Genomic DNA, 26,103 nt, shown 5'->3' on the forward strand with positions numbered 1-26,103 from the left:
CCGAATATGCACATGCTTCTCGCACGTTCCGCCTTCGGTCGCGGAATGCAGCTGGTGGCAGGGATGCTGAATCACAAGGACACGCAGGACGTCCGCAACCATCAACGTCAGGGGCACGGCTTTCAGCTCGTCTCCTGGCAGCCCGGCGCACATTCGCGACGCGAAGACGAACTCGCGCGCCGTCGCCAGAATCCGTTCGGCTGAGCGGCGCTGCGCGTCCGCGCGCATCACGCGTCCGCTGGTGCTTCAAAGATGCGCGCGATCTCGCGCTCTTCAAGTGCGCGCCATTCGCCCTGCGCCAGGCCGTCCAGCGTCAAGGCGCCCACGGACACCCGCGACAGCGTTTCCACGTGATTGCCGACGGCGGCGAACATGCGTCGCACCTGGTGGTAGCGCCCTTCCGTCAGCGTGAGGCGCGCGCGGCGCGGTGACAGCACGTGCAACGTCGCGGGTTCGAGCGGATCCTTCTCCGATTCCAGCATCATCGTGCCGCTGGCGAACAGCGCGGCCTCGTCGCCGCGAAGATCACTGGCCAGCGTCGCCTCGTACACCTTCGCCACGCAGGACTTGGGTGAAATGATCCGGTGCAGCAGCGCGCCGTCGTCGGTGAAGAGCAGCAGCCCGGACGTGTCGCGATCGAGCCGCCCCACCGTGGAAAGCGCGGGATCGCGCATGCGATAGCGCGGCGGCAGCAGGTCGTAGACCACGCGCCCGATGTCCTTGCGCGAGCAGGTCGCGCCCAGCGGCTTGTTCATCATCAGCACCAGGCCAGCGGGCGGATCCAGTGGCTCGTCGTCGATGCGGATGTGTTCGTGCGGCACCTTGTCGTCGGCGTACAGCACCTCGCCGTCCGGATCGGTGATGCGGCCTTCGCGGAACATCAGGGCGACATCCTTGCGGCTGCCGTAACCCAGGTTGGCGATCAGCTTGACCAGTTTCATGCGCGTACCCCGCGAGCCTCGATCACCTTGAAACCGTCCTGCATCACCACGGCGCGAACCTCGTTGAAACGCGAGGCCAGAGTGGCCTCATAGGGAAGATGGCGATTGGCCACCAGCCAGAATCTGCCATGCGGCAGCAGCGCATCGGCGGCGGTATCGATAAAGGCGCGACCCAGCTCCGGCAGGTCGGCGCGCCCCTGATGAAAAGGCGGATTGCTGACGACGACGTCGTAGCGCTTGGGCAAGCCTTGCGTCACGTCGTGCCAATGCACCTCAAACGCCACATCCCGGCCGCTGTCGCTCAGCGCGCGCTCAAGGTTCTGTCGCGCCGGCTCCAGCGCGCGCGCCTCGGCTTCGTAGAGGTCGACGCTCGACACGGCCGGGCAACGCGCGATCAGCTGCGCGGACAGATAGCCGTAGCCCGCGCCGAGATCCGCCACGCGGCCGGCAAGATCCGCGGGCAGATGTTCCGCCAGCAAGGCGGATGCCGTATCCACCCGGTCCCAGGCAAACAGGCCAGGACGGCTGACGTAACCCGCATCGTTCAGGCGCGGCGCATCGAGCACCGTCCATGCGTCCAGTAGGCCGCGATCCATCGTTGCCCCCAAGGGCTGCGTCCAGAACACGCGGCATTTGTGCTTGGACAGCGTGTGCAGCGGACCCGCCAGGCTCGCCAGATCGCCCTCGGCGGATTTCGCGCCTTCGGCATTGGGCACGGCGGCCAGCACCACGCCGCCTTCCGACGCGCGTTGCAGCGCCTGCGCGAACAAGGCGCGCGCCTCATCGCGCTGGCGCGGCGGCAGCACCAGCACCAGCGGAAAAAGTTCGTTGCCGCCGGGCGGCGCCACATGCAGGCCGCTGCGCGTCAGGGCTTCCGCGAAAGGCTTGAAGCCCTGCTCGCATACCCAGCCCTTCCGTGCCATTTCGCGCAAGCGGAACCCGTCGCGCGCACGCAGGAACAGCACGCGTCCGTCGGCAGGCAGCGCCAGCTCGCCAGTGTCGAAGGGCACGAAAATGGCCTCCAGCGCCGCATCATGGGCTACGGGAGAAAACGGAGAAGGCATCGGGCAGGAAGGTCCGTGAACGGGCGCCTATGTTACCAATCCGCCAGGCGCCCGCTGCTCACCGCATGGAAAGCAACGTCCGCTCACTGACGAACTCCCGCGGCTTGCCACTCAACGGATCGACAAAAGCCAGCCGGCGGGCCAGCAGTTGCAGGGGATGCGCGTGGTCGTCCGGCCGGGGCTCCGGCAGATCCGGGTAGAACGGATCGTAAAGAAGCGGCGCCCCCAGCGCGGCCATGTGCACGCGCAACTGGTGCTTCTTGCCGGTGACGGGTTGCAAGGCGTAGCGCCAGTGGGTGTCGCGGCGCTCCAGCACCGCGATGCGCGTTTCGCTGCTCGGCTCGCCCGGCACTTCGTGCATGCGGAAGAACGGCTCCCCCGCCACGATGCGCGAGCGCCGCACCAGCGGAAACGACAGCGCCGGCAGCGGCGCCGCCCAGGCCTCGTAATCCTTGTCGATGCGACGATCGCGGAACAACGCCTGATAGGCGGCACGGCTGGCCGGGTTGGCGGAAAACATCACCAGGCCGGCAGTGTGCCGGTCGATGCGATGCAGCGGCACGAGATCGGTGTTGCCCAGCGCACGCGTCAGCCGCGCCAGCACGGTTTCCTCCACGAACCCGCCCGCCGGCGTCACCGGCAGGAAATGCGGCTTGTCCACCACCACCAGGTGGGCGTCGACATGCAGCAGGGTTTCATGGAACGGGATGGACGGCTCCTGTGGCACTTCGCGGAAGTAGTGCACGCACATGCCCGCGCGACAGGACGCATCGGCGCGCAGGGGCTGGCCGGCCTCGTCGAGCACGCGGTCGCGGGCGAAGCGATCCGCCCAGGTGGCGCGGTCGACGCGCGGAAACAGCGCGCACAGCGCATCCAGCACGGAACCCCACGGCCCCTGCGGCAGGTGCACGGTACTGGCGGCGGGTGGACGCGACATCGAAGGGCTCCGGGAAAACACCCGGCAGCTTACCGCCGCCGGGCCGTTTTCCGGCACGAGGGATGGCATGGCGGCGGCCCCGTCCTGTCACGGCGATGACTTGTGACGTACACCATTCCAACGCCTGAACCGTTGGATACACTCGCCGACAGGAGGGTTCCGCACCCAGGGGATGGCGCCACCCAGCGCGCCGAGACACTACGCGAGGCAGCACATGGATAAGCCGGCACACCACGCTCGGCACGCGCTTACTTCGACACCCCGGCACGCACGGCGATGCGCCGCGTGGCTGGCCACCCTTGCACTTGCCATGCTGTCGCCCCTACATGCCGCCACCCTGGACCCGGCCGTGCTGCCGCAGGTGCAGGCGGCCACCTTCGAGGTGGTCATACCCAAGCCGGAGAAAGACCCCCTCACCTACGAAAAGCCGCTGCCGCTGGACCAACTGCCCTACCAGGAGCGCACGGACAAGTACTACTCCGTCGGCACCGCCTTCGCGATCGGCGACAACCGCTACGTCACGGCCGGCCACGTCATCGCGCTCGGCGTCGACAGCCTGATGGGCGAACCGGCGCTGCGCGATGCCAGCGGCCATGTCTATGCCATCGACAAGGTCACGCGCTACTCGCTGCACGAGGATTTCGTCGAGTTCACGCTCAAGGACCCGCCCAAGGTCGCGCCGCTCGCGGTGAACACGCAGCCCGAGATGAACCAGGTGGTCTACGCCGTAGGCAATGCGCTGGGCACCGGCATCGTGATCCGCGACGGCCTGTACACCTCGCAGACGCCGGAGGAGCAGGACGGCCGCTGGAAATGGCTGCGCTTCTCCGCCGCCGCCTCGCCAGGCAACAGCGGCGGCCCGCTGCTGGACAAGGACGGCAAGGTCATCGGCGTGGTGGTGATGAAATCGCCCGACGAGAATCTCAACTACGCGCTGCCCATCGACCTGGTGCTGAAGGCGCCCGCCAACCTCGGCGACATCGACACGCGCGAGAGCTACCAGCTAGACGTGATCGAGGACCGCCACACCGGCGCGTTCAAGGCCCAGTTCCCGCTGCCCAAGTCGTTCGCGGATTTCAGCGCGACCTACCAGAAGCTGCACAACGCGGACGTGGACCAGAAGCTGCACGAGCTCTTGGCCGAGAACGCCGCCACGCTGTTTCCCAACGGCCCGGGTTCGAGCCGGCTGCTGCACAGCAACGCCACGCTCAACCCGTTCCCCACCCTGCTTCACCGCAACAGCAACGGCAACTGGGTCATCGCCACGGCGAACGCAGGCAAGGCCACGCTGCCCCGCAACGGCTATCTCGAACGCGCTCTGGTCGGCCAGCAGGTGATGTTCCACCTGCGCAAGCCCGACGACATCACCAGCAAGCAGCTTTACGGCGATTCCAAGCTGTTCATGGACCTGGCGCTGAAGGCCGCGCCGCTGCAGCGCCGCGTCGGCACGGAACAGGTGAAGATCACTTCGCTGGGCAAGCCCTCGCTGGAGCGCGACTACACCGACGCCTACCAGCGGCGCTGGCAGATCCGGGAATGGCCGATGGCATACGACAACGGCCTGGTGGTGGCCTTCCTGCTGCCGGTGCCGGACGGCTACGCGGCCATGCTCCGCATGACCAACAACCGCACCGAGCATGAGGACATGGCGGACATGAAGCAGCTGGCCAACTTCGTCTACGTGTCCTACAGCGGCACGCTGGCGCAGTGGAAGGAGTTCCTGGCCCAGACCGAACTGCTGCCCAGCGTGCTGTCGGACATCGCCATCCGCTTCGACTATGGCGGCGACTTCAAGTACCAGTCCAAGCGCATCGGTTTCGCCTATACGCCCACGCTGCAAAAGATCGATGCCGACAGCCAGCTCGTGCTCGGCATGTCCTACTTTCAGGATCACGGCAAGACGATCTGGGACGTCTCCAAGGTGCAGGTGAAAGCCAACGTGGAAAACGCCGAGCGCGTGACGCTCGGCCGCCACGTGGCGCCATCGGATGACCTGGACGACAGCTTCCGCAACTCCTGGGGCAAGATCGTCAACCGCAGCCACCCGGACGACGGCGTGCCGTACAGCGAAAACGACATGACCTACATCGGCACCGTGGGCGGCACCCAGGCCAGCACCGGCGCCAAGCCGGAAGTGCTCTACACCGCGTTCTACGGCGTGGACGGGCCACGTCCCGAAGAGGCGATGAAGGGCAAGCTCAACCTGTTGCTGGAGAAGCTGCAGGTCAACGAGCACTGAGTGGTTGTTGGCGATCTGCGTTTGAGGTCGCCGTACGTGGACATGTACCTCACCGTCATCCCCGCGAAAGCGGGGATGACGGTGAGGGAAAATGAATTCCACGCGATCGCCAACGAACTCTCAGCGCGGCTCGGCGATCTCCGTCTGGCACTCCACCTCAACCTCGGCCGCCGCGGTGTGCGGCACCTGCGGCCGCGCTGACAGCCGCTGGTACCAGCGCCACGACAGCGCGCCGATCAGGGTCAGCACGCTCGCGCCCAGCGCCAGATACACCATGCGCCCGGACAGCAGCGGCGACAGCACGCCGGCCACAATCGCGCACAACAGCAGGCTGCAGAAGGCCTGCACCGAGGACGCGCCGCCGCGGCGATGCGGGAAGCGGTCGAGCAGCAACAAGGTAAGCGTAGGAAACGCCAGCTGCACGCCGATGCCGTGCAGCACCAGCGGCAGCATGGACCAGGGCAGCACCGGCTGCGCCGTGACCAGCGCGATCAGCAGATGCAGCCCGCAGGCCAGCAGCATGGCGCCGTAGCCCATGTTCACCGTATAGGTCACGCTGCGCCGGTTGGCCATGCGGCCGGACAGCCAGGCACCGATCATCAGGCCCGCGACGGTGGGCAGGAACAGCCACGGAAAACCCTGCGCGGACAGGTGCAGCAGGTCGCGGATGATGTGCGGCGCCGAAGCGATGTACAGGAACAGCCCGGCGAAGTTCACCGTGCACGACAGCAGCAGCGGCCAGAACGGGCGATCCCTGCCGAAGCTGATGTAGCCGCGCACCAGCGTGGTCGCGTTGAACGGCGTGCGCGCCGCCGGCGGATGCGTCTCGTCCAGATACAGCACCAGGGCCACCGAGATCAGCAGCGTGAAACCCATCAGCACCCAGAAGATGCCATGCCAGCCGTTGAGGAACAGCAGCTGCGCGCCGACGATGGGCGCGATCACCGGCGCGACGCTGAAGATCATCATCACGCGCGACATCAGCTGTTGCGCGGCCGCGCCTTCCAGGCTGTCGCGCACGATGGCGCGCCCCACCACCAAGCCGGCACCCGCACAGATGCCCTGCAACGAGCGGCAGGCCAGCAGCATGCCGTACGAGGTCGACATGGCCGCGCCCGCGGAGGCCAGCGCATACACCAGCATGCCGGCGACGATCACCGGCTTGCGGCCGATGGCGTCGGAAATCGCGCCGTGGAACAGGCTCATCACCGCATAGGTGACCAGGTACATGCTGATCAGTTGCTGCAGCCCGGTGCTGTCCACGCCAAATCGCTGGCCGATCAAAGGGAACGCCGGAAACACGGCGTCGATCGAGAACGGGCCGATCATCGACAGGCCCGCCAGCAGCCACGGCAGGCTGCGCCGGACGGGGCGCGGGGAAGACGTCATGGGCATGGCACGGCGGGCGAGGAGCGCTGAGTATAGCGGCGCGCCACGCTCGCCCGAGCCATGACGTTCGGCTAGCATGGCCACGCACAGGAGATGGCATGCCTCCCGACCCGAGCCGCTCGGGCAAACCACCCTCCGGGTTGATGATGCCTGCACTGCCGGGTTTTCCGGGGCGCAGGCGCGTGCCTGTTTCCGGGAAGCCTTCCAGAGAAGTTCTTCAGTTGAGGAGACGACGACGTGGGCTTTACCGGTTTTCTTGCCGTCGGCATCGGAGGCGCGCTGGGTTGCTGGCTGCGCTGGACGCTGGGCGTGCTGTTCAACCCCGTGTTTCCCACCGTGCCGCTGGGCACGCTGGCCGCGAACCTGCTGGGCGGCCTGCTGATGGGCGCCGTGCTGGGCATCTTCGATCATTTCCAGACCCTGCCACCGGAGCTGCGCCTGTTCGCCGCCACGGGTTTCCTGGGCGGGCTCACCACCTTTTCCACCTTCTCCGCCGAATCGACCACGCTGCTGCTGCGCCAGCAGTACCTGTGGTTTGGCGGACACCTGGCCCTGCATCTGGCAGGCTCCATCGCGATGACCGTGTGCGGCATCGCGCTTACCCGCGCCGTACTGCGCTAGGAGGGGCCATGAATAACACGCAAGAAGGCGTCCTGCTCAGCTTCTACACCCATGCACGCGCGCGCCACGAGGGCAAGCTGGTCTATGAATGGCTGCTCGAACATGCGCGCCGGCAGGGCATCGGCGGCGGTTCGGCGTTCCGCGCCGTGTGCGGGTTTGGCCGGCATGGCGTGCTGCGCGAGGAGCAGTTCTTCGAGCTTGCGGATGACCTGGCCGTGAAAGTCGAGTTTCTATTGAGTGAGGACCAGTCGCAGGCGCTGTTGCAGACGGTGCGCGACAGCGGCGTCGACGCGGTGTATGCAGTCGCTTGCGCAAGCTTCGGTTGGCTGGGCAAGGCGCCAAACGACCACTGAAGCACGCCGCGCCTGCCGCATCGTCACCACGCGATACGAGGAACGCATGAGTCAGGATTCACTCAAGGCACGCGCCGCCACCCTGCTGGAACACGCCGGCATCCGGCTCGACGGCTCACGCCCCACCGACATGCACGTGCACGACGAGCGCCTCTATGCGCGCGTGTTTGCGCACGGCTCGCTCGGCCTGGGCGAAAGCTACATGGACGGCTGGTGGGACAGCGAGGACCTGCCGGGCATGTTCACCCGCATTCTCGGCGCGCAGCTGGACACGGAGCTGAAAACGCTCGATACCCTGCTGGCGCACCTGAAGGCGCGTTTCATCAACCTGCAGCGGGGCGACCACGCGTTCGAGATCGGCCGCGTGCACTATGACCTGGGCAACGACCTGTTCCAGGCCATGCTGGGCAAGCGGCTGGTCTACTCCTGCGGCTACTGGGCGCAGGCGAGCAACCTGGACGACGCGCAGGAGGCCAAGCTCGACCTGATCTGCCGCAAGCTGCGCCTGCAACCGGGCCAGCGCGTGCTGGACATCGGCTGCGGCTGGGGCGAGGCGCTGAAATTCGCCGCCGAGCGCTACGGCGTGCAGGGCGTGGGCATCACGGTGTCGGAGCAGCAGGCCGCGTTCGCGCGCCAACTGTGCGCCGACCTGCCGGTGGAGATACGCCTGCAGGACTATCGCCAGCTCGACGAGCCGTTCGATGCCATCTTCTCCATCGGCATGTTCGAACACGTGGGCGCGCTGAACTATCGCACCTACTTCGAGGTGGCCCGCCGCTGCCTGCGCAACGACGGCCTGTTCGTCCTGCACAGCATCGGCAGCAACGGCTCGCCCGGCCGGCCCGACCCGTGGATCGAGAAATACATCTTCCCCAACTCGATGATTCCGGCCGCCAGCCAGGTGGCCGAGGCGCTGCAGAACCTATTCGTGGTGGAGGATTGGCACAACTTCGGCGCCGACTACGACCTGACGCTCACCGCGTGGCGCGCCAACTTCGACGCCGCCTGGCCGCAGCTCAGGGAGCACTACGACGACCGCTTCCGCCGCATGTGGCGCTTCTATCTGGCCGTGTCGGCCGCCGTGTTCCGCAGCCGGCGCGACCAGCTCTGGCAGCTCACGCTCAGCCCGCACGGCGTGCCCGGCGGTTATCGCGTGCCCCGCTGATTTCGCTTGCAGCGGGCCACGAGGCCCACGATAGTGCCCTTATCCGCGGGCGCAGCCATTGCGCCCGCCATGACACGCTGTTCGCCTTTGCCCCGGAATTTGCCTTGAAACTGCTTCGACGACTGGCCGTTGCACTGGCCCTGAACCTGCTGCTCGTCACCGCGGCCGCCGCCGTGCCGGGCCTGTGGGTCGCCAGGAACGAACACGCCACGGTCTACCTGTTCGGTACCGTGCACCTGCTGCCTTCGGACACGCACTGGAAATCGCCCGCGCTGGAGAAGGCGCTGGACGAGAGCCAGCGGCTGAGCATCGAAATCGTCGACGACGACACCGCCTCCATGCAGGGCCTGGTCATGCAGCACGGCCTGGATCCTGGCCAGCCGCTGTCCAGCAAGCTCAACGAGAAGGAGCGCGCGCAACTGGAACAGGCCGCGCAAACCGCCAGGCTGCCGGGGGGCGCGGCCGCGCTGCAGCCCATGCGTCCCTGGCTGGCCGCGCTCACCTTGACCATGGCCCCGCTGATGCAGGCAGGGCTGGATCCGAACCAGGGCGTGGACAAGCTGCTCAAGGCGCACATGCAGCAGGCGGGCAAGCCGGTGGACGGGCTGGAAACGGCCGAGCAGCAGATCATGATGCTGGCCGGCCTGCCCGAAGCCATGCAGCTGGATTTCCTGCGCGAATCGTTCAAGGACGTCGCCGAGGGTCCGGCCAAGCTGCATGAGCTGATCGATGCCTGGCGCAATGGCGACACCGCGGCCATCGCCCGCATCGAGGACGAAGACCTGCGCAAGGACAGCCCGCAGCTCTACCGGCAGCTGATCGTCGAGCGGAACCAGGCCTGGGCCAGGACCATCGCCGAACGCATGCGGCAACCGGGCGTGAGCTTTGTCGCGGTAGGCGCCGGCCATCTCGCCGGGCCCGACAGCCTGCAGGAACAACTGCGCAAGCTCGGCGTCTCCGTCACGCGCGAGTGATACCTGCCTTGTGGCCTTGAACCGCATCGGCGCAGTCAATAACCTCGGGCCGCATGCCGACATCCATCATCGTCGTTGACGACTTTCTCGAAGATCCCGTCGCCTTTCGCGACGCCGCGCTGAAGCTTACCTACCCGCCGCAGGAAGGCTCGTTTCCAGGGCGCAATTCGCTCGAACGCCTGCCGCTGGACGGCCTGGCCGAATACGTGTCGCACATCGTGGGCGAGCCGCTCGCGCTGATGACGCCGCCCCAGTCGCACGGCAAATGCCGCATCACCCTCGCCGCCGACAAGGGCAAGGCCAAGGTGCATACCGACCCCTCGCACTGGTCCGGCGTGCTCTACCTGAGCCGGCCGGAAGACTGCCGCGGCGGCACGGATTTCTACCGCCACATTCCCACCAACACGGACCGGCGCCCGCTCAACCACGACGAACTGGCGGCGATGGGCTACGACAGCATCGAGGCGATGCATCGCGACATCATCGAAAAAGACACCAACGACGACAGCAAGTGGGAGCTCACCATGAGCGTGCCCATGCGCTTCAACCGGCTGGTGCTGCTGCGCCCCTGGCTGTGGCACACGGCCGGCAACGGCTTTGGCGACACGCTGGAAAACGGCCGGCTGGTGCACCTGATGTTCTTCGGCGCCGGCCGTCGCTGAGCGGCGCTTCCGGCCCGGGCCCCTCGCCCGCCGGTCCCCCTTTCTGGCACCATCCCCCGGTTAAGCGCGCCGCCCGCGCGCACGCAGACGACGCAAACCCATGAATTTGCAAGCCAATTTCGAACAGATCCCGCTCAAGGAATACGCCGAGCGGGCCTACCTCGACTACTCGATGTACGTGGTGCTGGATCGCGCCCTGCCCTTCGTGGGCGATGGCCTGAAGCCGGTGCAGCGTCGCATCGTCTACGCCATGAGCGAGCTGGGCCTGGCCGCCACGGCCAAGCCGAAGAAATCCGCCCGCACCATCGGCGACGTGATCGGCAAGTTCCATCCGCACGGCGACACCTCGTGCTACGAGGCGATGGTGCTGATGGCCCAGCCGTTCTCGTACCGCTACCCGCTGGTGGACGGCCAGGGCAACTTCGGCTCGCCGGACGACCCCAAGAGCTTCGCTGCGATGCGCTACACCGAATCGCGCCTGAGCCCCATCGCCGAAGCCCTGCTCGGCGAGCTGGGCCAGGGCACGGTGGACTGGGTGCCGAACTTCGACGGCACGCTGGAAGAACCCAGCTGGCTGCCGGCGCGCGTGCCGCACGTGCTGCTCAACGGCTCCATGGGCATCGCGGTGGGCATGGCCACCGACATCCCGCCGCACAACCTGCGCGAAGTGGTGAGCGCGTGCATCCGCCTGCTGGATGATCCGGACGCCACCGTGGCCGACCTGTGCGAGCACATCCAGGGCCCGGACTATCCGACCGAAGCGGAAATCATCACGCCGCGCAACGAACTGCTGGCGATGTACCAGAACGGCACCGGTTCCGTTCGCGCGCGCGCCGTGTATCACATGGACGAGGGCAACATCGTCATCACCGCCCTGCCGCACCAGGTGAGCCCGTCCAAGATCCTCGAGCAGATCGCCGCGCAGATGCGCGCGAAGAAGCTGCCGATGGTGGAAGACCTGCGCGACGAGTCCGACCACGAGAACCCGATCCGCCTGGTGGTGGTGCCGCGCTCCAACCGCGTCGACGCGGCCGAGGTGATGCAGCATCTGTTCGCCACCACGGACCTGGAAAAGAGCTTCCGCATCAACCTCAACATGATCGGCCTGGACGGCCGCCCGCAGGTGAAGGATCTCAAGAGCATCCTCACCGAGTGGCTGCACTTCCGCACCGACACGGTGACGCGCCGCCTCAACCATCGGCTGGCCAAGGTCGAGCGCCGCCTGCACCTGCTGGAAGGCCTGCGCATCGCCTATCTCAACCTGGACGAGGTGATCCGCATCGTCCGCACCGAAGACGAGCCCAAGCCCGTGCTGATGGCGCGCTTCGGCCTCAGCGAGGAACAGACCGACTACATCCTCGAGACCAAGCTGCGCCAGCTGGCCCGCCTCGAGGAGATGAAGATCAATGCCGAGCGCGACCAGTTGGAAGAGGAACGCGCGCGCATCAACGTGCTGCTGAAATCCCCGGCCAAGCTCAAGGGCCTGATCAAGGAAGAGCTGCGCACCGACGCCGCCAAGTACGGCGACGACCGCCGTTCGCCGCTGGTGCAACGCGAAGCCGCGCAGGCGCTGGACGAGAGCGCGCTGGTCGCCAGCGAACCGGTCACCGTGGTGCTGAGCCAGAAGGGCTGGATCCGCGCCGCCAAGGGCCACGACATCGACGCCGATGGCCTGAACTACCGCGAAGGCGACAGCCTGCTCGCCGCCGTGAAGGCGCGCACCACGCAGCAGATCGCGGTGATCGACTCCACCGGCCGCAGCTATTCCACGCCGGCGCACTCGCTGCCCTCGGCACGCGGCAACGGCGACCCGCTCACCGGCCGCTTCAGCCCGCCGTCCAGCGCCAGCTTCGACGCGCTGGCCGCCGGCGACAACGACACGCGCCTGATCCTGGCCACCGACCACGGCTACGGCTTCGTGACCCGCTTCGAGGCGCTCACCGGCCGCAACAAGGCCGGCAAGCAGATCATCACCCTGGGCGACGGCGCCAAGGTGCTGGCCCCGCAGGTCAGCGCCGACCCGGCGCGCGACCGCATCGTGGTGGTCACCACCGAAGGCCACCTGCTGATGTTCTCCGTGGCCGAGCTGCCGGAACTGGACAAGGGCAAGGGCAACAAGCTGATCGACGTGCCCAAGGCCAAGCTGGCGGCGGGCGTGAAGGTCGTCGGCGTCGCCGTGGTCACCGAAGGCAAGGGCGAAGTGACGCTCTACGCCGGCCAACGCAAGCTCACGCTGAAATGGCCGAACCTGGTGGAGTACGGCGGCAGCCGCGCCACCCGCGGCGGCCTGCTGCCGCAGGGCCTGCGCCGCGTGGAACGCATCGAGACCACGGGTTAAGAGCGAGGAACGAGTGGGGAGAAGTGAGAAGTGAGAGAAGAGCTCTCTCTCGTTTCTCACTCCTCTTCACTCACTTCTAGCTTTTGGGAACTTCACCGCTTGACGGGAAATCCAAGATAACGTGTGCACACCAGCGACGGTGGCGCGTTATAGGCCCCATGCCCCCGGAGTTTTTCCCATGAAGATCGTCCGTACCACCGTTTTCGTCGCCGCGAGCCTGCTCGCCGCCACGGCCTGGGCCCAGAACAGCGAGCAGCCGCTGAACCTCAAGCTGCCGGCCAACCTGCCCGCCTCCAGCGCCAGCGCGGCCACCGCCAACACCGCCGCCCCCACCGACGCCAGCAAGGCCGTATCCGGCCGCGCCAGCACCACGGCACAGGCCAGCGCCCCCGCCACCCAGGCCAACGCCCAGACGGGCGCCTACGCCAAGGACCCGCCGGGCACCTATTACGGCGACACCAGCGGTGCGCTGGGCGATACCCAGGCGGCCGCCAGCGCCCAGCCGGCGGCCACCTGCGACGACGCCACCTACAACCAGCCGCAGGTTCACGGCGCGGTAACCACCGGCGTGGTGGCCGGCAACCACTTCAGCGGCAGCTACGGCGGTGCCGGTGTCACGCTCAGCCAGGCCTTTGGCAGCTGCGAGCACCCGACCGGCGGCATGAGCATCTCGGTCAGCGGCAGCCAAGGCCATTTCGGGCGCTGAGCCCCGCCTAGCAATATCCGTTCGCCCAAGCCCGCCATCCTGGCGGGCTTTGTCGTTCCTGGTCCGGGCCAGCATCCGACACCTCCTAACCCCTGGGCAGGAAAGTCGAAAGTTCTTGGAAAGGGTGGGCCTGCAGACTGTTTCCATGGTTTACGGTCCCTTTTCCCTGCGCGCATCGCGCCGCCCCACCCTCATCTGCAGCACCGGAGCTCCCCAGTGATCCAGAATGTCGAGTTCCGCTACGAAGGCGGTCGCAGCGGTGTGCTGCTCATCCACGGCCTGACGGGCACCCCGACGGAGATGCGTCTCCTCGGCAAGGGGCTCAACCGGGCCGGCTATTCCGTGTACGGCATGCAGCTGGCGGGCCACTGCGGCGACGTCGACGACCTGCTCAAGACCGGCTGGAAAGACTGGTACGCCAGCGTGGAAGCGGCGGCCGAGCAGTTCCGCCACGAGGTGGATCACCTGTTCGTGGCCGGCCTGTCCATGGGCGCCGTGCTGGCGCTCAAGCTCGCCGCCGAGCGTCCGGAGTGGGTGAAGGGCGTGGGCGTGTACGGCGCCACCTTCCGCTATGACGGCTGGGCGATTCCGTGGATCGGCAAGTTCTCCTTCCTGCTGCCGTTCCTGCACAAATTCGGCATCGGCAAGCACCGCATGGTGCACGAGGGCGAGCCTTACGGCATCCGCGACGAGCGCCTGCGCGCGCAGATCAGCGGCGCCATGCTGAGCGGCGACAGCGCCGCGGCCGGCCTGCCCGGCAACCCGTGGCCGTCGCTGGGCGAGATGTACAACATGGCGGCCGTGGTGAAGCGCGACCTGCCCCGCGTCACCGCGCCCTGCCTGATCGCGCATGCGACCGAGGACGACATCGCCAGCATCGAGAATGCCTACCTCGTGCAGCGCTCGGTGTCCGGCCCGGTGGAAACGCTGTGGCTGAAGGACAGCTACCACATGATCACGGTGGACCGGGAACGTCGCCTGCTGACCGACCGCTCGGCGGAGTTCTTCCGCCAGATCGCCGCCACCTACGAACCCGCCGCCCGCGCCGCGGCCTGAGGACTCGCCATGAGTCCCCTGGTGGTTGCGTTGTGGCTGCTCAACGTCACGCTCGACACCGTCGGCCAGCTCGCCTTCAAGGCGGCGGCCGGCGATCCGCGCGCGGGCGATGGCTTGGCGCGCTGGAAGTACATGGCGTCGCGTCCGTGGATCTGGATCGGCGTGCTCTCCTACGTCGCCGAATTCCTGGTGTGGATCGCCTTCCTGTCGCTGGTCGACCTGTCCGCAGGCGTGCTGCTGGGTTCGATCAACATCGTGGTGATCATGATTGCCGGCCGCATCCTGTTCAAAGAAAAGCTCACGCCGCTGCGCGTGACCGGCATGCTGCTGGTGACGGCGGGCGTGGCGATCGTGGGTCTGGCCGGGGGCGGTTGAGATGTCCAGGAACCTGATTCGCTTCTACGCCGTCGGCTTCACCATCCTGGTGCTGTTCGACACGCTGGTGCAGTTAAGCTTCAAGTACGCCGGCGACCACGCCTTTCCGCCCGAGGCCAACTGGGCGTGGATCGTGCGCGTGTTTGGCCATCCGTGGATCTATATCGCGGTGATCGGCTACGTCGGCAACTTCTTCACCTGGATGACGCTGCTCAAGCACGCGCCGATCGGTCCCGCGTTCGCGGTGACCCATCTGGAAGTGGTGAGCGTGATGCTGTTTTCCGTGTGGCTGTTCCACGAGCCGCTGACCTGGCCGCGCGTGCTCGGCGCGGCGACCATCGTGGCGGGCATCATCTGCCTGGCCTTTGCCGAAAGCGGCGCGCATCCGGAAGGCGATGCGCCGACCGAAGCGAAAGGTGCGCTGGGCGTCACCGCCGGCAAATGACATGCGCGAGCTGCCGCCCACCGCCGGACTGCCGCTACGCCTGACCGACCTGGGGCCCGGTCGCGCGCCGTTCGCCCAGCGAGTGGCCGACTGGCTGGGCGTGGATCAACTGCAGCTCGAATGCTCCGGCACCGCCGCCATGGTGGTTGCACTGCGCGCCATGCATCGCCTGCGTCCGCAGCGCGACGAGGTGATCGTTCCGGCATGGACGTGCCCACTGGTGGCGCTAGCCATCCATCGCGCGGGGCTGAAGTTGCGCCTGTGCGATCTCGCGCCCGACCATTTCGACATGGATTTCGTCGAGCTCTGCACGCACGCCGGCCCGCGCACGCTGGCCATCGTGCCGACGCACCTCGCCGGCCGCGTGGCCGACGTGAATGCCGCGCTGGACGTGGCCCATCGCGTGGGCGCCTATGTGCTGGAAGACGCCGCGCAGGCGCTCGGCGCGAAGCAAGGCGGCCATACGGTGGGCCTGCTCGGCGATGCGGGCTTCTTCAGCCTTGCCGTGGGCAAAGGGCTCACCCTGTTCGAGGGCGGCCTGCTGCTCACGCGCGACCCCGTGCTGCGCGACGCCTTTGCCGTAAGCCATGAGGCCACCACCCGCCCCGACGCGAAGATGGATTGGCAGCGCGCGCTGGAACTGATCGGCTACACGCTGGCCTATCGCCCCTCGCTGCTGCCGCTGGCGTATGGACGTCCATTGCGCAAGGCGCTGGCGCAGAACGATCCTGTCGCCGCTGTCGGCGACGATTTCGGGCCGGATATTCCGCTGCATACGGTCAGCGCCTGGCGCCAGGCCGTCGGGGCGCGTGCGCTGCCGCGGTTGCCGGCGTTCCTCAAGGCGACACGCGCGCAGGCGAAGCGCCGCGTGGAACGCCTGCGCCGGATTCACGGCGTCACCGTATTCGACGACCAACCCGGCCAGCAGGGCGTATGGCCCTTCCTGCTGCTTACTCTGCCGACTGAAGCCCAACGCGACGCCGCGCTGAAGACGCTGTGGACGGCTGGCCTCGGCGTCAGTCGCCTGTTCATCCACGCCCTGCCCGACTACGGCTACCTGCGCGAGATCGTGGCCGACACGTCGCTGCCGAACGCGCGCAGCTTCGCCGCGCGCTCGCTCACCATCACCAACAGTCCGTGGCTGGACGATGCCACGTTCGAGTCGATCTGCACGGTGCTGGAAGGCGCGACGCGCTGACGCCCACACTCAGTCCGCATGCGCCTGCCTGCGACCCATCGACAGGAACAGCAGCGCACCCACGCAAAGGCCCAGGCACGGGCCGACGAGGCCCATGTCCATGCCCCTCGGCACGCTCACGCCCATCATCGCCACGGCGTTGGACGCTGCATGCATCAGCACGCACAGCAGGATGCTGCGCGTGCGGCTGTAGAGCCAGCCGAACAGCAGCGCGTTGCCCATGATGCCGACGAGGAACAGCGCAAAACCCGCGTGGTACTGCGTAACGCCCGGCAGAAAGAACAACGGCAGATGCCATAGCGCCCAGATCGGGCCAATCAGCAGGGCCGCCCGTGCGGGCCCGATGGCATGCCCCCATTCTTCCTGCGTGACGCCGCGCCAGCCCCATTCCTCCAGCCCGCCGCCAACGATGGTCATCAGCAGATACTGCGGAAACAGATACCACGGCTTGATGTCCACCAGGCCGCCCAGCGCAGGCTTCAGCGCCACAGCCACGCCGATGGCGATGAAACCCAGGGCCAGCGGCAACCCCAGCGCCAGCAGATACCACACGGGATGCACGCGCCAGCGCAGCAGGCGCTGGTTGAACTCCCGCAGCGGCGCCTGTTCGCGCGTGCGCCATACGGCCAGGTAGGCGGCGACGGTGGGCCCCAGGCCGCCCAGCACATACAAGGTCATGTAGGGCCACTGGCCATAGCTCGTGAACTGCCGCTGGGCAAGCACGACGAGGATGCCCCACGCCACCCAGGTGATGCCGAAAGCCATGGCCAGATACACGAGCGCACGGCGGCTGGTGGGAAAGTGTTCGGTCATGGTGTGGCATCGCCTCGGCAAACGCCGGAACACGCCGGCTCTCGATACGCCTGCAATACACCTGTGCGGCCGGCATCCATCGCCGGCACGCAGGATGGTCAACGCCTTCGGTTACACGCTGCTTTCGGCAATCGCCGCCAGCAGGCGCGTGTTGAATGCACGCTGTTGCGCCTGCCACGCGTCCAGCTCGCTCTGCGGTACCGGCTCCTGGCCGTCCATGCCGCTCAGCAGCCGCTTCCACCAGCTGCGGTAGCGGTAGGCCGATACTTCGCCATTGATGTCGCTCGCCACGATGCGGCCGCGCAATGCCTCGATGATCGCCATCGCGTGCGGTTCTTCCAGGCGCCCCTGATCCCAGTTGGTGCGCGCGGTATCGACGCTGAAGGCGTCCTTGTCGATGGACAGGTAGGTCGGCTGCGGCGCCTGCTTGAGCTGCTTCACGAACGCACAAGTGAGCGCATCGGAATCGTCGAAGCGGCGGAACGCATCGCTCAGCCCCAGCCGGGCCGCCCAATCCACGTTCACGTCCATGCACCAGTAGCTGAGCTTGCCCGCCTGCAACGGGCGCAGGTAGTTCTCCCACGCATGCTTCGCGCCGATGTCGCCCGAGGTGATGCCCACCACGTGCACGTGCGTCACGAACGGCAACATGGCCACGCGGCGCACCCACGACCCGCAGTGGATGCCCCACGGAAAACGCATGTTGTCGGGATGATTGTCGAACACCACCAGTTGGAACGGCCCACGCGCGCGCTGTCGCTGCACCAGCGGCCAGGTGAGATGGTGATAATCACCCGAGCCCATCAACACCGTGCCGTAGCTTTCGGGCATGCGCTGGTCCAGGTAGTCGCGCAGGCGATTGAACGTGCGCAAGGTGCAGCCAAAGCGGATGTCTTCCTGCCAGTCGGACAGTGCCAGCGTCGTCGCCCCGACGATCGGGCCGACCGAGCCGTCGAAATCCAGGATCAGCGGTTCATGCCTGTTCATGCGCGGCCCATTGGCTGTCGCTCTCGAAGAATTTGCCCAGCTTGCGCGCGGCGGCGCGCAACAGCGGATTGCGCAGGTAGATCGCGTGCCGCGTCAGGGTGAATTGTGCACCCAGATACGACTTGATCTGCGGGTCGGTCCAGCCCGCGACGTAATGCGTCAGGCCGTGTTCACGCGCAAAGGCCAGGTTGTGGAACCAGCTGGTGAAGTACAGGTTCTGCTCGCGCGCCTGCGGATAGGCAAAGCCCACGTACTTGTCGATCAGCTTGCCCTCCACCACGAAGCAGAGGTTCCAGCCGATCATCGCGCCCTCGTGGCGATAGACGAAGACGACGCCGCCGTTCGAGGCATCGCGCAGCACGGCGGCGAAAAAATCGCGGCTGAGCTTGTCGAAATGGATTTCGCTCTGCGCGTAGACGTTTTCGTAAAGCGCGTAATAGGCGTCGACCACGGCGTCGTCGGCAAACATCGCATCGCCGCAATGGACAGCCTCCACGGCCACGTCGTCGCGCTTGCGCAGTTTGCGGCGGATGTCCTTGCGCCGGCCGGAGGACAGCCGCGCGAGGTATTCGTCCTCGCTCTGGAAATCGATCGTGACATAGGCCAGCGCCTGCCCTTCGAGCAGCACGAAACCCTGGGCGTCGCAGGCATCCATGAACCGCGCGCACCAGTCGTTGGTGGCGCCGTCGAACAAGGGTGAAGCCTGCGGCACGTCCTTCACGATCATCAGCCGCTGACGGCGGCCCAATTGCTCGCGCAAGGCCTTGGCCAGCGCGTCAGGCTGTGCGCCGCGCGGAAACAGCGCGTACTCGGACACGGTGGTGCCCACGAAGGCGGTGCGCCAGCGCAACAGCCGGCCCCACCACCGATAGCCAGGGGCGCCGGTCAGCTTCTTCCGAACCTCGTCGTCGGCGGTGGTCAGCAAGTCGAACGGCGCGACGAAGGCCGGGGTGTCCGCGACCCGCGTCACGCTGAAATCGATGGGTGGATGCTCGGCGAACCGCGCCACCAGTGCGTCCGGTTCGAGCTGGTTGAGGTACCGCACGCGACAGCCCCGCGAGTCACAAGGCCATAGGATACGACGCCCCGCCCGCCCAGACACGGCCCGCGTGGCATGCCCCCGCCGAAAAGACTGGCGAAAGGCGCCAGGGGGAGCATCGGACTGCGCCACATTGTGAGGTGGCGTTCTGGACTTTGTCCTGGCGGTTCGTCAGGCTTGGTAGAGGGGCGTCCGGGGGATGCCGCATGACACGCCGCCAAGGGAACCAGGAAAGCAGACATGAGCAATGTTCAGCAGGAAACCTTCGACATCATCGCCAAGCAGGCCAAGATCGAGCTCGACACGATCAAGCCGGAGTCCACCCTGAAGGACCTGGGCATTGCCTCGCTGGACGCCATCGAAGTGATCTTCGACATCGAGGAGCACTTCAACATCAACCTGCCCAACGAAGACACCGACTTCGACAATGGCACCGTCGGCCAGCTCGTCGAAGCCATCGAGCGCCAGCTCGCCCAGAAGACCAGCGAATAATCCATGCGCCGTATCGTGATCACCGGCATGGGCGCGATCTGCGCGCTCGGCCATGACGCGCCTTCCGTGTGGAAGGCGATGACCGAAGGCCGCCCCGGCATCGGTCCGATCCACCACATCCAGCCGGGACAGCTGCGCAATGGCGGCATCGCGGCCGAGGTGGCCGATTACGACCCCAAGAACCACTTCGATGACGCGCGGGCCGCGCTGCTGGATCCCTTCAGCGAATACGCGCTGATCGCGGCCAACGAGGCTATCCGCCAGTCGGGCATCCAGTTCCAGGGCGAAGCAAGCGCCCGCACGGCCGTGGTGATCGGCACCGGCGCCGGCGGCGAAACCACCCGCGACGATCTCTACGAACGCCTTTACGGCGAACACCAGGGCCGTTTCCACCCGCTCGGCATCGTGCGCATGATGATGAACGCGCCGGCCAGCCAGGTGAGCATGGTGCACGGCATCACCGGTCCCGCCTTCGTGGTGGCGAGCGCCTGCGCATCGTCCAACCACGCCTTTGCGCAAGCGGCCATGATGATCCGCTCCGGCATGGTCGACGCCGCCGTGGTGGGGGGCACCGAAGCCTGCATCACCCTGGGCACGCTGCGCGCGTGGGAAGCCATGCGCGTGCTCGCCCCCGACACCTGCCGCCCCTTCAGCAAGGGCCGCCGCGGCCTGGTGCTGGGCGAAGGCGCGGCGATGTACGTGCTCGAAACACTGGAATCGGCGCAGAAGCGCGGCGCGGAAATCATCTGCGAACTGGTGGGCACGGGCATGAGCTCGGATGCCGGCGACATCGCCGCGCCTTCTGACATCGGCGCGGCCGCCGCCATGAACATGGCCCTGCGCGACGGCGGCCTGGCGCCGGAAGACATCGACTACATCAACGCCCATGGCACCGGCACCGTGGCCAACGACAGCACCGAGACGCGCGCCATCCACCGCGTGTTCGGCGAGCATGCGCGCGAACTGCTGGTGTCCTCCACCAAATCCATGCACGGCCACGCCCTGGGCGCCGGCGGCGCGCTCGAACTGGTAGCTGCCATCGGCGCCATCCACGACGGCATCGTGCCACCCACCATCAACTACCTCGAACCCGACCCCGCCTGCGACCTGGACTACGTGCCGAACGTGGCGCGCGAGCGGAGAGTGAATGCAGCCATCAGCAATTCGTTCGCGTTTGGCGGGCTGAATGCGGTGGTGGCGGTGAGGCGCATGGGGTGAGTTTTGCGACGCTCTCTTTTTGGAGAGCGCGGACGTGGCTGGCAATGACGGTTCTTTGGTGTCGTTGCGCGAAATGCGTGAGGCACGTGACCCAATCTTCGGAACACCGCACTCCAACCGACACGTCAGTTTTTCTCTAAGGCAGGCGCTCCACAGCCGCCACGACGCGAGGTGCCGCGCAGCGGCACGAGCCGTCGGCTCCGCGCTCTTGATCTTGATTTTCCGGGTCCCCGTATGAGGCGGCGGACGGGTGGAGATCAGGCCCCGCAGGGGTGCCTGGCAGGGATGCCAGGCACTTTTCGTCGGGGCAGGAGCCCCGTCGAAAAGCCCGTAACCCGTCCGCGCACCTTCCGGGCAACGCCCGGAAGGCGCCGATTCCGGGGGGCCCTTCTCTTTGGTTACTTTCTCTTGGGCAAGCAAGAGAAAGTGACCCGGCCTCCGGCAGGAGGTCGGAACGCTCGCCGCGTAGGTGGCCAGGTTGCCGGAACGCTGATAAAGAGCCGACAACCTCCACGCGACAACCCAGCGCAAAGTCACTGGATCCCGGCCTACGCCGGGATGACGGTTCTTTTGAAGTGGTGAGGCAAGAGCGACCCTTCACCTCAGCCCTCTCCTCGCTCCTCAAAGCCGCAGCCATCCATGGCTGCTCCCCGCGTGCTCCGGAGGGGAGAGGGAGCAGAAGCAACGGAGCCTCATGCGCCTCGATCAAGCGCACCCGCAACAACGCACTCCCCTAAAAAGAATCCCCCGCCACCAACGGCAAAATCGACTCCCGACTCAACCTCGCGATCGGCAAATCCCCCGGGTCCGCCGGATCAACCCAGCACACACCCTCGATCTCCGCCCGAGCCACAAAAGGCCCATCGGCCTCCACCTCGTAAACCTCGGCCTCGACCACATGGCCCGGTTCGTTGGCCGCCGGCGCGCTGAATCGCCCCAGCCACCGCGCGCCTTCGCGCCGCATGGTGCAACTCAGTTCCTCGTGCAGTTCACGCGCCAGCGTGTGCAGGTCGTCGCGATCGCCTGCATCGCGCTTGCCACCCGGCTGCTGCCACACCACCGCGCCGCGCTTGCGCACCATCAATACCCTGCCCTGCGCGTCGCGGATCACCGCGGCGACGATGCGGATGATCTTTCCGCTCACAGGCGTGAGTAGGCCCAGGACTGCATGCGACCGTCCTTGTAGGGCATCACGCCATGGAACGTGCGCGGGTCTTCGTCGAATACCAGTGGCAGGAAGTGGCGATCGCCCTCCCACATGGGAAGGTCCATCAACCGGTCCACCGCCACCCATTCCAGCGTGCCTTCGGGGTTGGAGGCGAGCGGCGTGCCGCTGTAGCGGTCGATCACAAAGATGAAGCCGAGCCAGTCCTCGCCCTGCTTGCCGAAACCGGGCCAGTTGAGCGTGCCGCGCAACGACATCGATTCGCAGGTAATGCCGGCCTCTTCCAGGATCTCGCGGCGCATGCAGGCGGCGATGTCCTCGCCGGGCTCCATCTTGCCGCCCAGCCCGTTGTACTTGCCCAGGTGCATGTCGTCGGGCCGCGAGTTGCGATGGATCATGAGGACTTGCCGGCGATCCGGCGACAGCACATAGCCGAGGGTCGCGACGATGGGTGTGTAGGGCATCGGTACGCAGCGATGGGGAAAGTGGTCAGTATAGTCGCCCTGTCGCGCGGCCGGTCGCCGGCGTCGCGTGCCATGCGTCTCGACGGACTTGCGTCCGCCCGGCCAGGGCGGCGACCATCGTGGCATGTCCATCGCTCCAGGCCATCTTCCGCTCCGACTGCGCCGTTCGCTGCGACGGCTGCTGCCCCTGGCGTTCGCGCTGGCGGCGGGTTGCGACCATCAGGCGCAGCCGGTGATGAGCAAGGAAGAAATTTTCGAGAAGCAGAACTTCCGCGTGGTCAGCATCGACCTCAAGCGCGAAACGCTGAGCCTGCACTGGAAAGACCCGGAAAGCGGCGAGCCCTACGGCACCATCAACGCATTGCGGCAATGGGGCATGTCGCACAACCGGCGTATGCTGTTCGCCGCCAACGCGGGCATCTACGACCGCCAGTTCGCGCCGCTGGGCCTGTACGTGGAAGACGGCAAGACCGCCGTGCCGCTGAACATGGCCCACGGCAATCCGGCCTCGGGCAATTTCTCGCTGCTGCCCAACGGCGTGTTCGCCATCTATCCCGACGGTCACGCCGCGGTGCAGACCAGTGCCGCGTTCAAGGCGGCGGGAAAGCCCGTGCAATGGGCCAGCCAGTCCGGCCCCATGCTGGTGATCGACGGCAAGCTCAACGACCAGTTCATCGACGACTCCAACAGCCTCAAGTGGCGCAGCGGCGTGTGCGCCAAGACGCCGCACCACGTCGTGTTCGCGGTGAGCGAGGCGCCGGTGAACTTCCACACCTTCGCACGCTTGTTCAAGGAAGACATCGGCTGCCGCGACGCGCTGTACCTGGACGGCACCATTTCGCAGTTCTACGTGGACGGCGAAGGCTATGCCGGCGCGCCCACGTTCATGGTGAAGCCCTACGCCGGGATCTTCGCGGTGTTCACGCAACCCACGCCATGACCGCGCACGCCGGCGGTCTTTCCTTACTCTTCCGGACCAAGCCCCTCGCGCCATGACCCGACCCCGACGCTTCCACTGGCTTCGTTATCTCCTTGGAACCCTGCTGATCCTGGTGCTGGGTGTCGCCGCCGCCGTGTGGTTCCTGCTGGCCGGCAGCCGCGCGCAGCTCGACGGTGACGTGAAGCTGCCAGGCCTGGGCGATGCGGTGGCGGTGACGCGCGACGCGCTCGGCACCACCACCTTGCAGGGCAAGAGCCGCGACGACGTCACCTATGCCATGGGCTACGTGCACGGGCAGGAGCGCTTCTTCGCGATGGACCTGATGCGTCGCCTGCCGGCGGGCGAGTTGTCCGAACTCGTCGGCGCCAAGGCGCTGGATACCGACCTCAATCACCGCCGCCATCGCCTGCGCAGCGTCGCGCAGGCCGCCTATGCGGCGCTGCCGCCTGAGCAGAAACACACGCTGGACCTCTACGCCGCCGGCGTGAACGCCGGCCTGGCGCACCTGCACGTGAAGCCGTGGGAATACCTGCTGCTCAACGCCAAGCCGCAGGCGTGGCGTCCGGAGGACAGCTTCCTTGTCATCGCAGCGATGTACCTGGACCTCAATGGCGACGGCCGCGACGAGCGCGAGCTGCACATGGCCGAGTTGCGCAACGTGCTGCCCGCGCCGGTTGCGGATTTCCTGCTCTCGCCCGATCCCGACTGGGAGGCACCGCTGCAGGGCGACCTCTCGCATCCGCCGGTGATCCCGGGCGCCGACGTGTTCGACCTGCGCAAGGCATCGCCCGCCACCAGCGGCGACAACAGCGCCGTGACCGCCGCCCTGCTTCCCGCGCTGGACGCTGCCCGACCGGGCAGCAACAACTTCGCCGTCGCCGGCAGCCTGACCGACACCGGCGCAGCCATCGTCGCCAACGACATGCACCTGAGCCTGCGCGTGCCCAATATCTGGTTCCGCGTGCGCCTTCGTTATCCGGATGCCACCGCGCGCGGCGGCCAGCGCGACGCCAACGGCGTGTCGCTGCCCGGCACGCCCGCCTTGGTGGTCGGCTCGAACGGCCAGGTCGCCTGGGGCTTCACCAACAGCTACGGCGACTGGGCCGACTGGGTACGCGTGCAGCGCGACCCGAACGACGCCAGCAAGTACAAGGTGCCCGAAGGCTGGGCGTCCATCGAAACGCACGACGAAGTCATCCACATCAAGGATGCACCCGACCACACGCTGAAAGTGGAGGCTACGCGCTGGGGACCGATCATGGGCAAGGACGTGGACGGCACGCCGCTGGCGCTGGCCTGGATCGGCGACCGCCCGCGCGGCTACAACCTCGGTGTGATGCAGCTGGAACACGCGAGCAGCGCGCATGCCGCGCTCGACCTCGCGCCCGGCATGGGCATGCCGCCGCAGAACCTGCTGGCAGGCGACAGCGCCGGCCATATCGGCTGGACCATCACTGGCACCTGCATTCCGCTGCGCAAGGGTTTCGACCCACTGCTCCCCGCCGACTGGTCCGCCGCCGAAACCGGCTGGACGGGCTGCGCGGAAGCCTCGCAGTATCCGCGCATCGAAGATCCCGCCGACGGCCGCCTGTGGACCGCCAACAACCGCACCGTGGACAGCGCCGACCTGGAACTGCTCGGCAACGGCGGCCACGACCTGGGCGCGCGCGCGCAACAGATTCGCGATGACCTGCGCGCCCGCAACAGCTTCACGCCCGGCAACATGCTCGACGTGCAGCTCGACAACCGCGCCGTGCTGCTCACGCGCTGGCAGCGCCTGCTGCAGGACACGCTCGCCGGCACGCACGACCCGGAGCTTGAACAGCTGCGCCAGCTCACCGCGACGTGGATGGGCCGCGCCGCCATCGACAGCGTGGACTACCGCCTGGTGCGCGCCTTCCGCGACAAGGTGAAGGAAAAGGCGCTCGCTCCGTTCGTGGCCGAAGTGAAGGCCAAACACGACGATTTCGCCTGGCCCGGCCTGGTCGACGCGGAAGCCGCCGTGTGGACCATGGTGCGCGACCGTCCCGCGAACCTGCTCGATCCCAAATACGACAACTGGAATGCGTTGCTCAACGCCGCCGCGCACGACGTGGCCGACGAGCTTGGCAAGCAGCCTGGCGGCCTCGCCGCGCGCACCTGGGGCGAAGCCAATCACACTGCCATCCGTCATCCGCTGTCGCGCGCCCTGCCCGGTTTCATCGGCCGCTTCCTCGACATGCCCGACGAACCGGTGGCCGGCGACCACAACATGCCGCGCGTGGTCTCGCCCGGCTTCGGTGCATCCGAACGCCTGGACGCCATGCCCGGCCACGACGCACAAAGCATCCTGCACATGCCCGGCGGCCAGAGCGACAACCCGTTGTCGCCGTATCACGGCGCGGGCGAGGCCGACTGGGTGAATGGACGTCCAACCCCCTTGCTGCCCGGACCGGACCAGCACACGCTGACCCTGCTTCCCGCCAAGGGATAGGAACGAAAAGAGCCGCTTGAGAGCGGCTCTTTTCATTGCAGCGCTAGGG

The 26,103-nt window shown here is 67.0% G+C and carries 26 protein-coding genes and 1 riboswitch; of the genes, 17 read left to right on the forward strand and 9 right to left on the reverse strand.

The window, feature by feature from the left end; genetic code table 11:
• Window positions 1–6: 6 nt before the first annotated feature.
• Complete coding sequence (locus BDW41_RS10490; protein WP_074551418.1) at window positions 7–204, forward strand: hypothetical protein; 198 nt, start codon at window positions 7–9, stop codon at window positions 202–204.
• 23 nt (window positions 205–227) lie between these two features.
• On the opposite strand, the gene BDW41_RS10495 is transcribed toward BDW41_RS10490, so the two are convergent.
• From BDW41_RS10495 to BDW41_RS10505, 3 genes are read right to left on the reverse strand one after another with little or no spacing between them, the layout of a single operon-like run.
• A complete protein-coding gene (locus BDW41_RS10495; protein WP_074551417.1) occupies window positions 228–941 on the reverse strand; it encodes a 16S rRNA pseudouridine(516) synthase in 714 nt (237 codons plus the stop codon).
• Window positions 938–2,005, reverse strand: a complete 1,068-nt coding sequence (locus BDW41_RS10500; protein ID WP_074551416.1) for a class I SAM-dependent methyltransferase — start codon at window positions 2,003–2,005, stop codon at window positions 938–940. Before BDW41_RS10500 ends, BDW41_RS10495 begins: the two co-directional genes overlap by 4 nt.
• 58 nt (window positions 2,006–2,063) lie before the next feature.
• Complete coding sequence (locus tag BDW41_RS10505) at window positions 2,064–2,942, reverse strand: pseudouridine synthase (protein WP_074551414.1); 879 nt, start codon at window positions 2,940–2,942, stop codon at window positions 2,064–2,066.
• 310 nt (window positions 2,943–3,252) lie between these two features.
• On the opposite strand from BDW41_RS10505, the gene BDW41_RS10510 reads away from it, so the two are divergent.
• Window positions 3,253–5,181, forward strand: a complete 1,929-nt coding sequence (locus BDW41_RS10510; RefSeq protein WP_233496835.1) for a serine protease — start codon at window positions 3,253–3,255, stop codon at window positions 5,179–5,181.
• A gap of 120 nt (window positions 5,182–5,301) precedes the next feature.
• Here BDW41_RS10510 and BDW41_RS10515 read toward each other — a convergent pair whose 3' ends face one another.
• Window positions 5,302–6,570 (reverse strand): multidrug effflux MFS transporter, encoded by a 1,269-nt coding sequence (locus BDW41_RS10515; protein ID WP_074551593.1) that lies wholly within the window; start codon window positions 6,568–6,570, stop codon window positions 5,302–5,304.
• Between the two features lie 80 nt (window positions 6,571–6,650).
• A riboswitch (Fluoride riboswitch) is annotated at window positions 6,651–6,730 on the forward strand.
• A gap of 77 nt (window positions 6,731–6,807) precedes the next feature.
• Between BDW41_RS10515 and crcB the strand changes: the two genes are divergently transcribed.
• From crcB to BDW41_RS10570, 11 genes are all read left to right on the forward strand, one after another.
• Complete coding sequence (gene crcB / locus BDW41_RS10520; protein WP_074551410.1) at window positions 6,808–7,191, forward strand: fluoride efflux transporter CrcB; 384 nt, start codon at window positions 6,808–6,810, stop codon at window positions 7,189–7,191.
• A gap of 8 nt (window positions 7,192–7,199) precedes the next feature.
• Window positions 7,200–7,544, forward strand: coding sequence for a DUF190 domain-containing protein (locus BDW41_RS10525; protein ID WP_074551408.1), 345 nt, complete (start codon window positions 7,200–7,202; stop codon window positions 7,542–7,544).
• Window positions 7,545–7,590: 46 nt separating this feature from the next.
• Window positions 7,591–8,709 (forward strand): cyclopropane fatty acyl phospholipid synthase, encoded by a 1,119-nt coding sequence (cfa, locus tag BDW41_RS10530; protein WP_074551407.1) that lies wholly within the window; start codon window positions 7,591–7,593, stop codon window positions 8,707–8,709.
• 104 nt (window positions 8,710–8,813) lie between these two features.
• The gene (locus BDW41_RS10535; protein ID WP_074551405.1) at window positions 8,814–9,683 is read left to right on the forward strand and encodes a TraB/GumN family protein; all 870 of its coding nucleotides are present in this window, start codon (window positions 8,814–8,816) and stop codon (window positions 9,681–9,683) included.
• A gap of 38 nt (window positions 9,684–9,721) precedes the next feature.
• Complete coding sequence (locus tag BDW41_RS10540; protein WP_255412969.1) at window positions 9,722–10,345, forward strand: DUF6445 family protein; 624 nt, start codon at window positions 9,722–9,724, stop codon at window positions 10,343–10,345.
• A 100-nt stretch (window positions 10,346–10,445) separates the two neighbouring features.
• Window positions 10,446–12,683: a DNA topoisomerase IV subunit A gene (gene parC / locus BDW41_RS10545; RefSeq protein ID WP_074551403.1), complete on the forward strand. Its 2,238-nt coding sequence runs from the start codon at window positions 10,446–10,448 to the stop codon at window positions 12,681–12,683.
• Between the two features lie 178 nt (window positions 12,684–12,861).
• The gene (locus BDW41_RS10550; protein ID WP_074551401.1) at window positions 12,862–13,389 is read left to right on the forward strand and encodes a hypothetical protein; all 528 of its coding nucleotides are present in this window, start codon (window positions 12,862–12,864) and stop codon (window positions 13,387–13,389) included.
• 216 nt (window positions 13,390–13,605) lie between these two features.
• Window positions 13,606–14,445 (forward strand): alpha/beta fold hydrolase, encoded by an 840-nt coding sequence (locus BDW41_RS10555; RefSeq protein WP_074551399.1) that lies wholly within the window; start codon window positions 13,606–13,608, stop codon window positions 14,443–14,445.
• A gap of 9 nt (window positions 14,446–14,454) precedes the next feature.
• Entirely contained in the window at window positions 14,455–14,820 is a 366-nt protein-coding gene (locus tag BDW41_RS10560) for an EamA family transporter (RefSeq protein WP_074551398.1), read from the forward strand.
• A gap of 13 nt (window positions 14,821–14,833) precedes the next feature.
• Complete coding sequence (locus tag BDW41_RS10565) at window positions 14,834–15,265, forward strand: EamA family transporter (RefSeq protein WP_074551591.1); 432 nt, start codon at window positions 14,834–14,836, stop codon at window positions 15,263–15,265.
• Between the two features lies 1 nt (window position 15,266).
• Window positions 15,267–16,463, forward strand: coding sequence for a DegT/DnrJ/EryC1/StrS family aminotransferase (locus tag BDW41_RS10570; protein ID WP_074551396.1), 1,197 nt, complete (start codon window positions 15,267–15,269; stop codon window positions 16,461–16,463).
• A 9-nt stretch (window positions 16,464–16,472) separates the two neighbouring features.
• Here BDW41_RS10570 and BDW41_RS10575 read toward each other — a convergent pair whose 3' ends face one another.
• The 3 genes from BDW41_RS10575 to BDW41_RS10585 all read right to left on the reverse strand — a co-directional run bounded on the left by BDW41_RS10575 (window position 16,473) and on the right by BDW41_RS10585 (window position 19,308).
• Window positions 16,473–17,276, reverse strand: a complete 804-nt coding sequence (locus tag BDW41_RS10575; protein WP_074551395.1) for a type II CAAX endopeptidase family protein — start codon at window positions 17,274–17,276, stop codon at window positions 16,473–16,475.
• A 111-nt stretch (window positions 17,277–17,387) separates the two neighbouring features.
• Complete coding sequence (locus tag BDW41_RS10580; protein WP_074551394.1) at window positions 17,388–18,263, reverse strand: hypothetical protein; 876 nt, start codon at window positions 18,261–18,263, stop codon at window positions 17,388–17,390.
• Window positions 18,250–19,308, reverse strand: coding sequence for a GNAT family N-acetyltransferase (locus tag BDW41_RS10585; protein ID WP_074551392.1), 1,059 nt, complete (start codon window positions 19,306–19,308; stop codon window positions 18,250–18,252). The genes BDW41_RS10580 and BDW41_RS10585 overlap by 14 nt, the downstream gene beginning before the upstream one ends.
• 234 nt (window positions 19,309–19,542) lie before the next feature.
• Between BDW41_RS10585 and BDW41_RS10590 the strand changes: the two genes are divergently transcribed.
• Window positions 19,543–19,794 carry a phosphopantetheine-binding protein gene (locus BDW41_RS10590; protein WP_019464829.1) on the forward strand — a complete coding sequence of 84 codons (252 nt, stop codon included), beginning with the start codon at window positions 19,543–19,545 and terminating at the stop codon, window positions 19,792–19,794.
• Between the two features lie 3 nt (window positions 19,795–19,797).
• On the forward strand, window positions 19,798–21,012 hold the full coding sequence (locus BDW41_RS10595) for a beta-ketoacyl-[acyl-carrier-protein] synthase family protein (protein WP_074551391.1): 1,215 nt from the start codon (window positions 19,798–19,800) through the stop codon (window positions 21,010–21,012).
• 733 nt (window positions 21,013–21,745) lie between these two features.
• Here BDW41_RS10595 and BDW41_RS10600 read toward each other — a convergent pair.
• Together BDW41_RS10600 and BDW41_RS10605 are read right to left on the reverse strand one after the other, a co-directional pair.
• Complete coding sequence (locus tag BDW41_RS10600) at window positions 21,746–22,156, reverse strand: NUDIX domain-containing protein (protein WP_110301583.1); 411 nt, start codon at window positions 22,154–22,156, stop codon at window positions 21,746–21,748.
• The gene (locus tag BDW41_RS10605) at window positions 22,153–22,641 is read right to left on the reverse strand and encodes an 8-oxo-dGTP diphosphatase (protein ID WP_074547484.1); all 489 of its coding nucleotides are present in this window, start codon (window positions 22,639–22,641) and stop codon (window positions 22,153–22,155) included. The genes BDW41_RS10600 and BDW41_RS10605 overlap by 4 nt, the downstream gene beginning before the upstream one ends.
• A gap of 235 nt (window positions 22,642–22,876) precedes the next feature.
• Between BDW41_RS10605 and BDW41_RS10610 the strand changes: the two genes are divergently transcribed.
• Window positions 22,877–23,581, forward strand: a complete 705-nt coding sequence (locus tag BDW41_RS10610; protein ID WP_074547668.1) for a phosphodiester glycosidase family protein — start codon at window positions 22,877–22,879, stop codon at window positions 23,579–23,581.
• Between the two features lie 52 nt (window positions 23,582–23,633).
• On the forward strand, window positions 23,634–26,054 hold the full coding sequence (locus tag BDW41_RS10615) for a penicillin acylase family protein (protein WP_074547483.1): 2,421 nt from the start codon (window positions 23,634–23,636) through the stop codon (window positions 26,052–26,054).
• The last annotated feature ends 49 nt before the right edge of the window (window positions 26,055–26,103 follow it).

This window comes from Dyella sp. AtDHG13 (assembly GCF_003201105.1).
In the GTDB taxonomy this organism is placed as follows: domain Bacteria; phylum Pseudomonadota; class Gammaproteobacteria; order Xanthomonadales; family Rhodanobacteraceae; genus Dyella; species Dyella jiangningensis_B.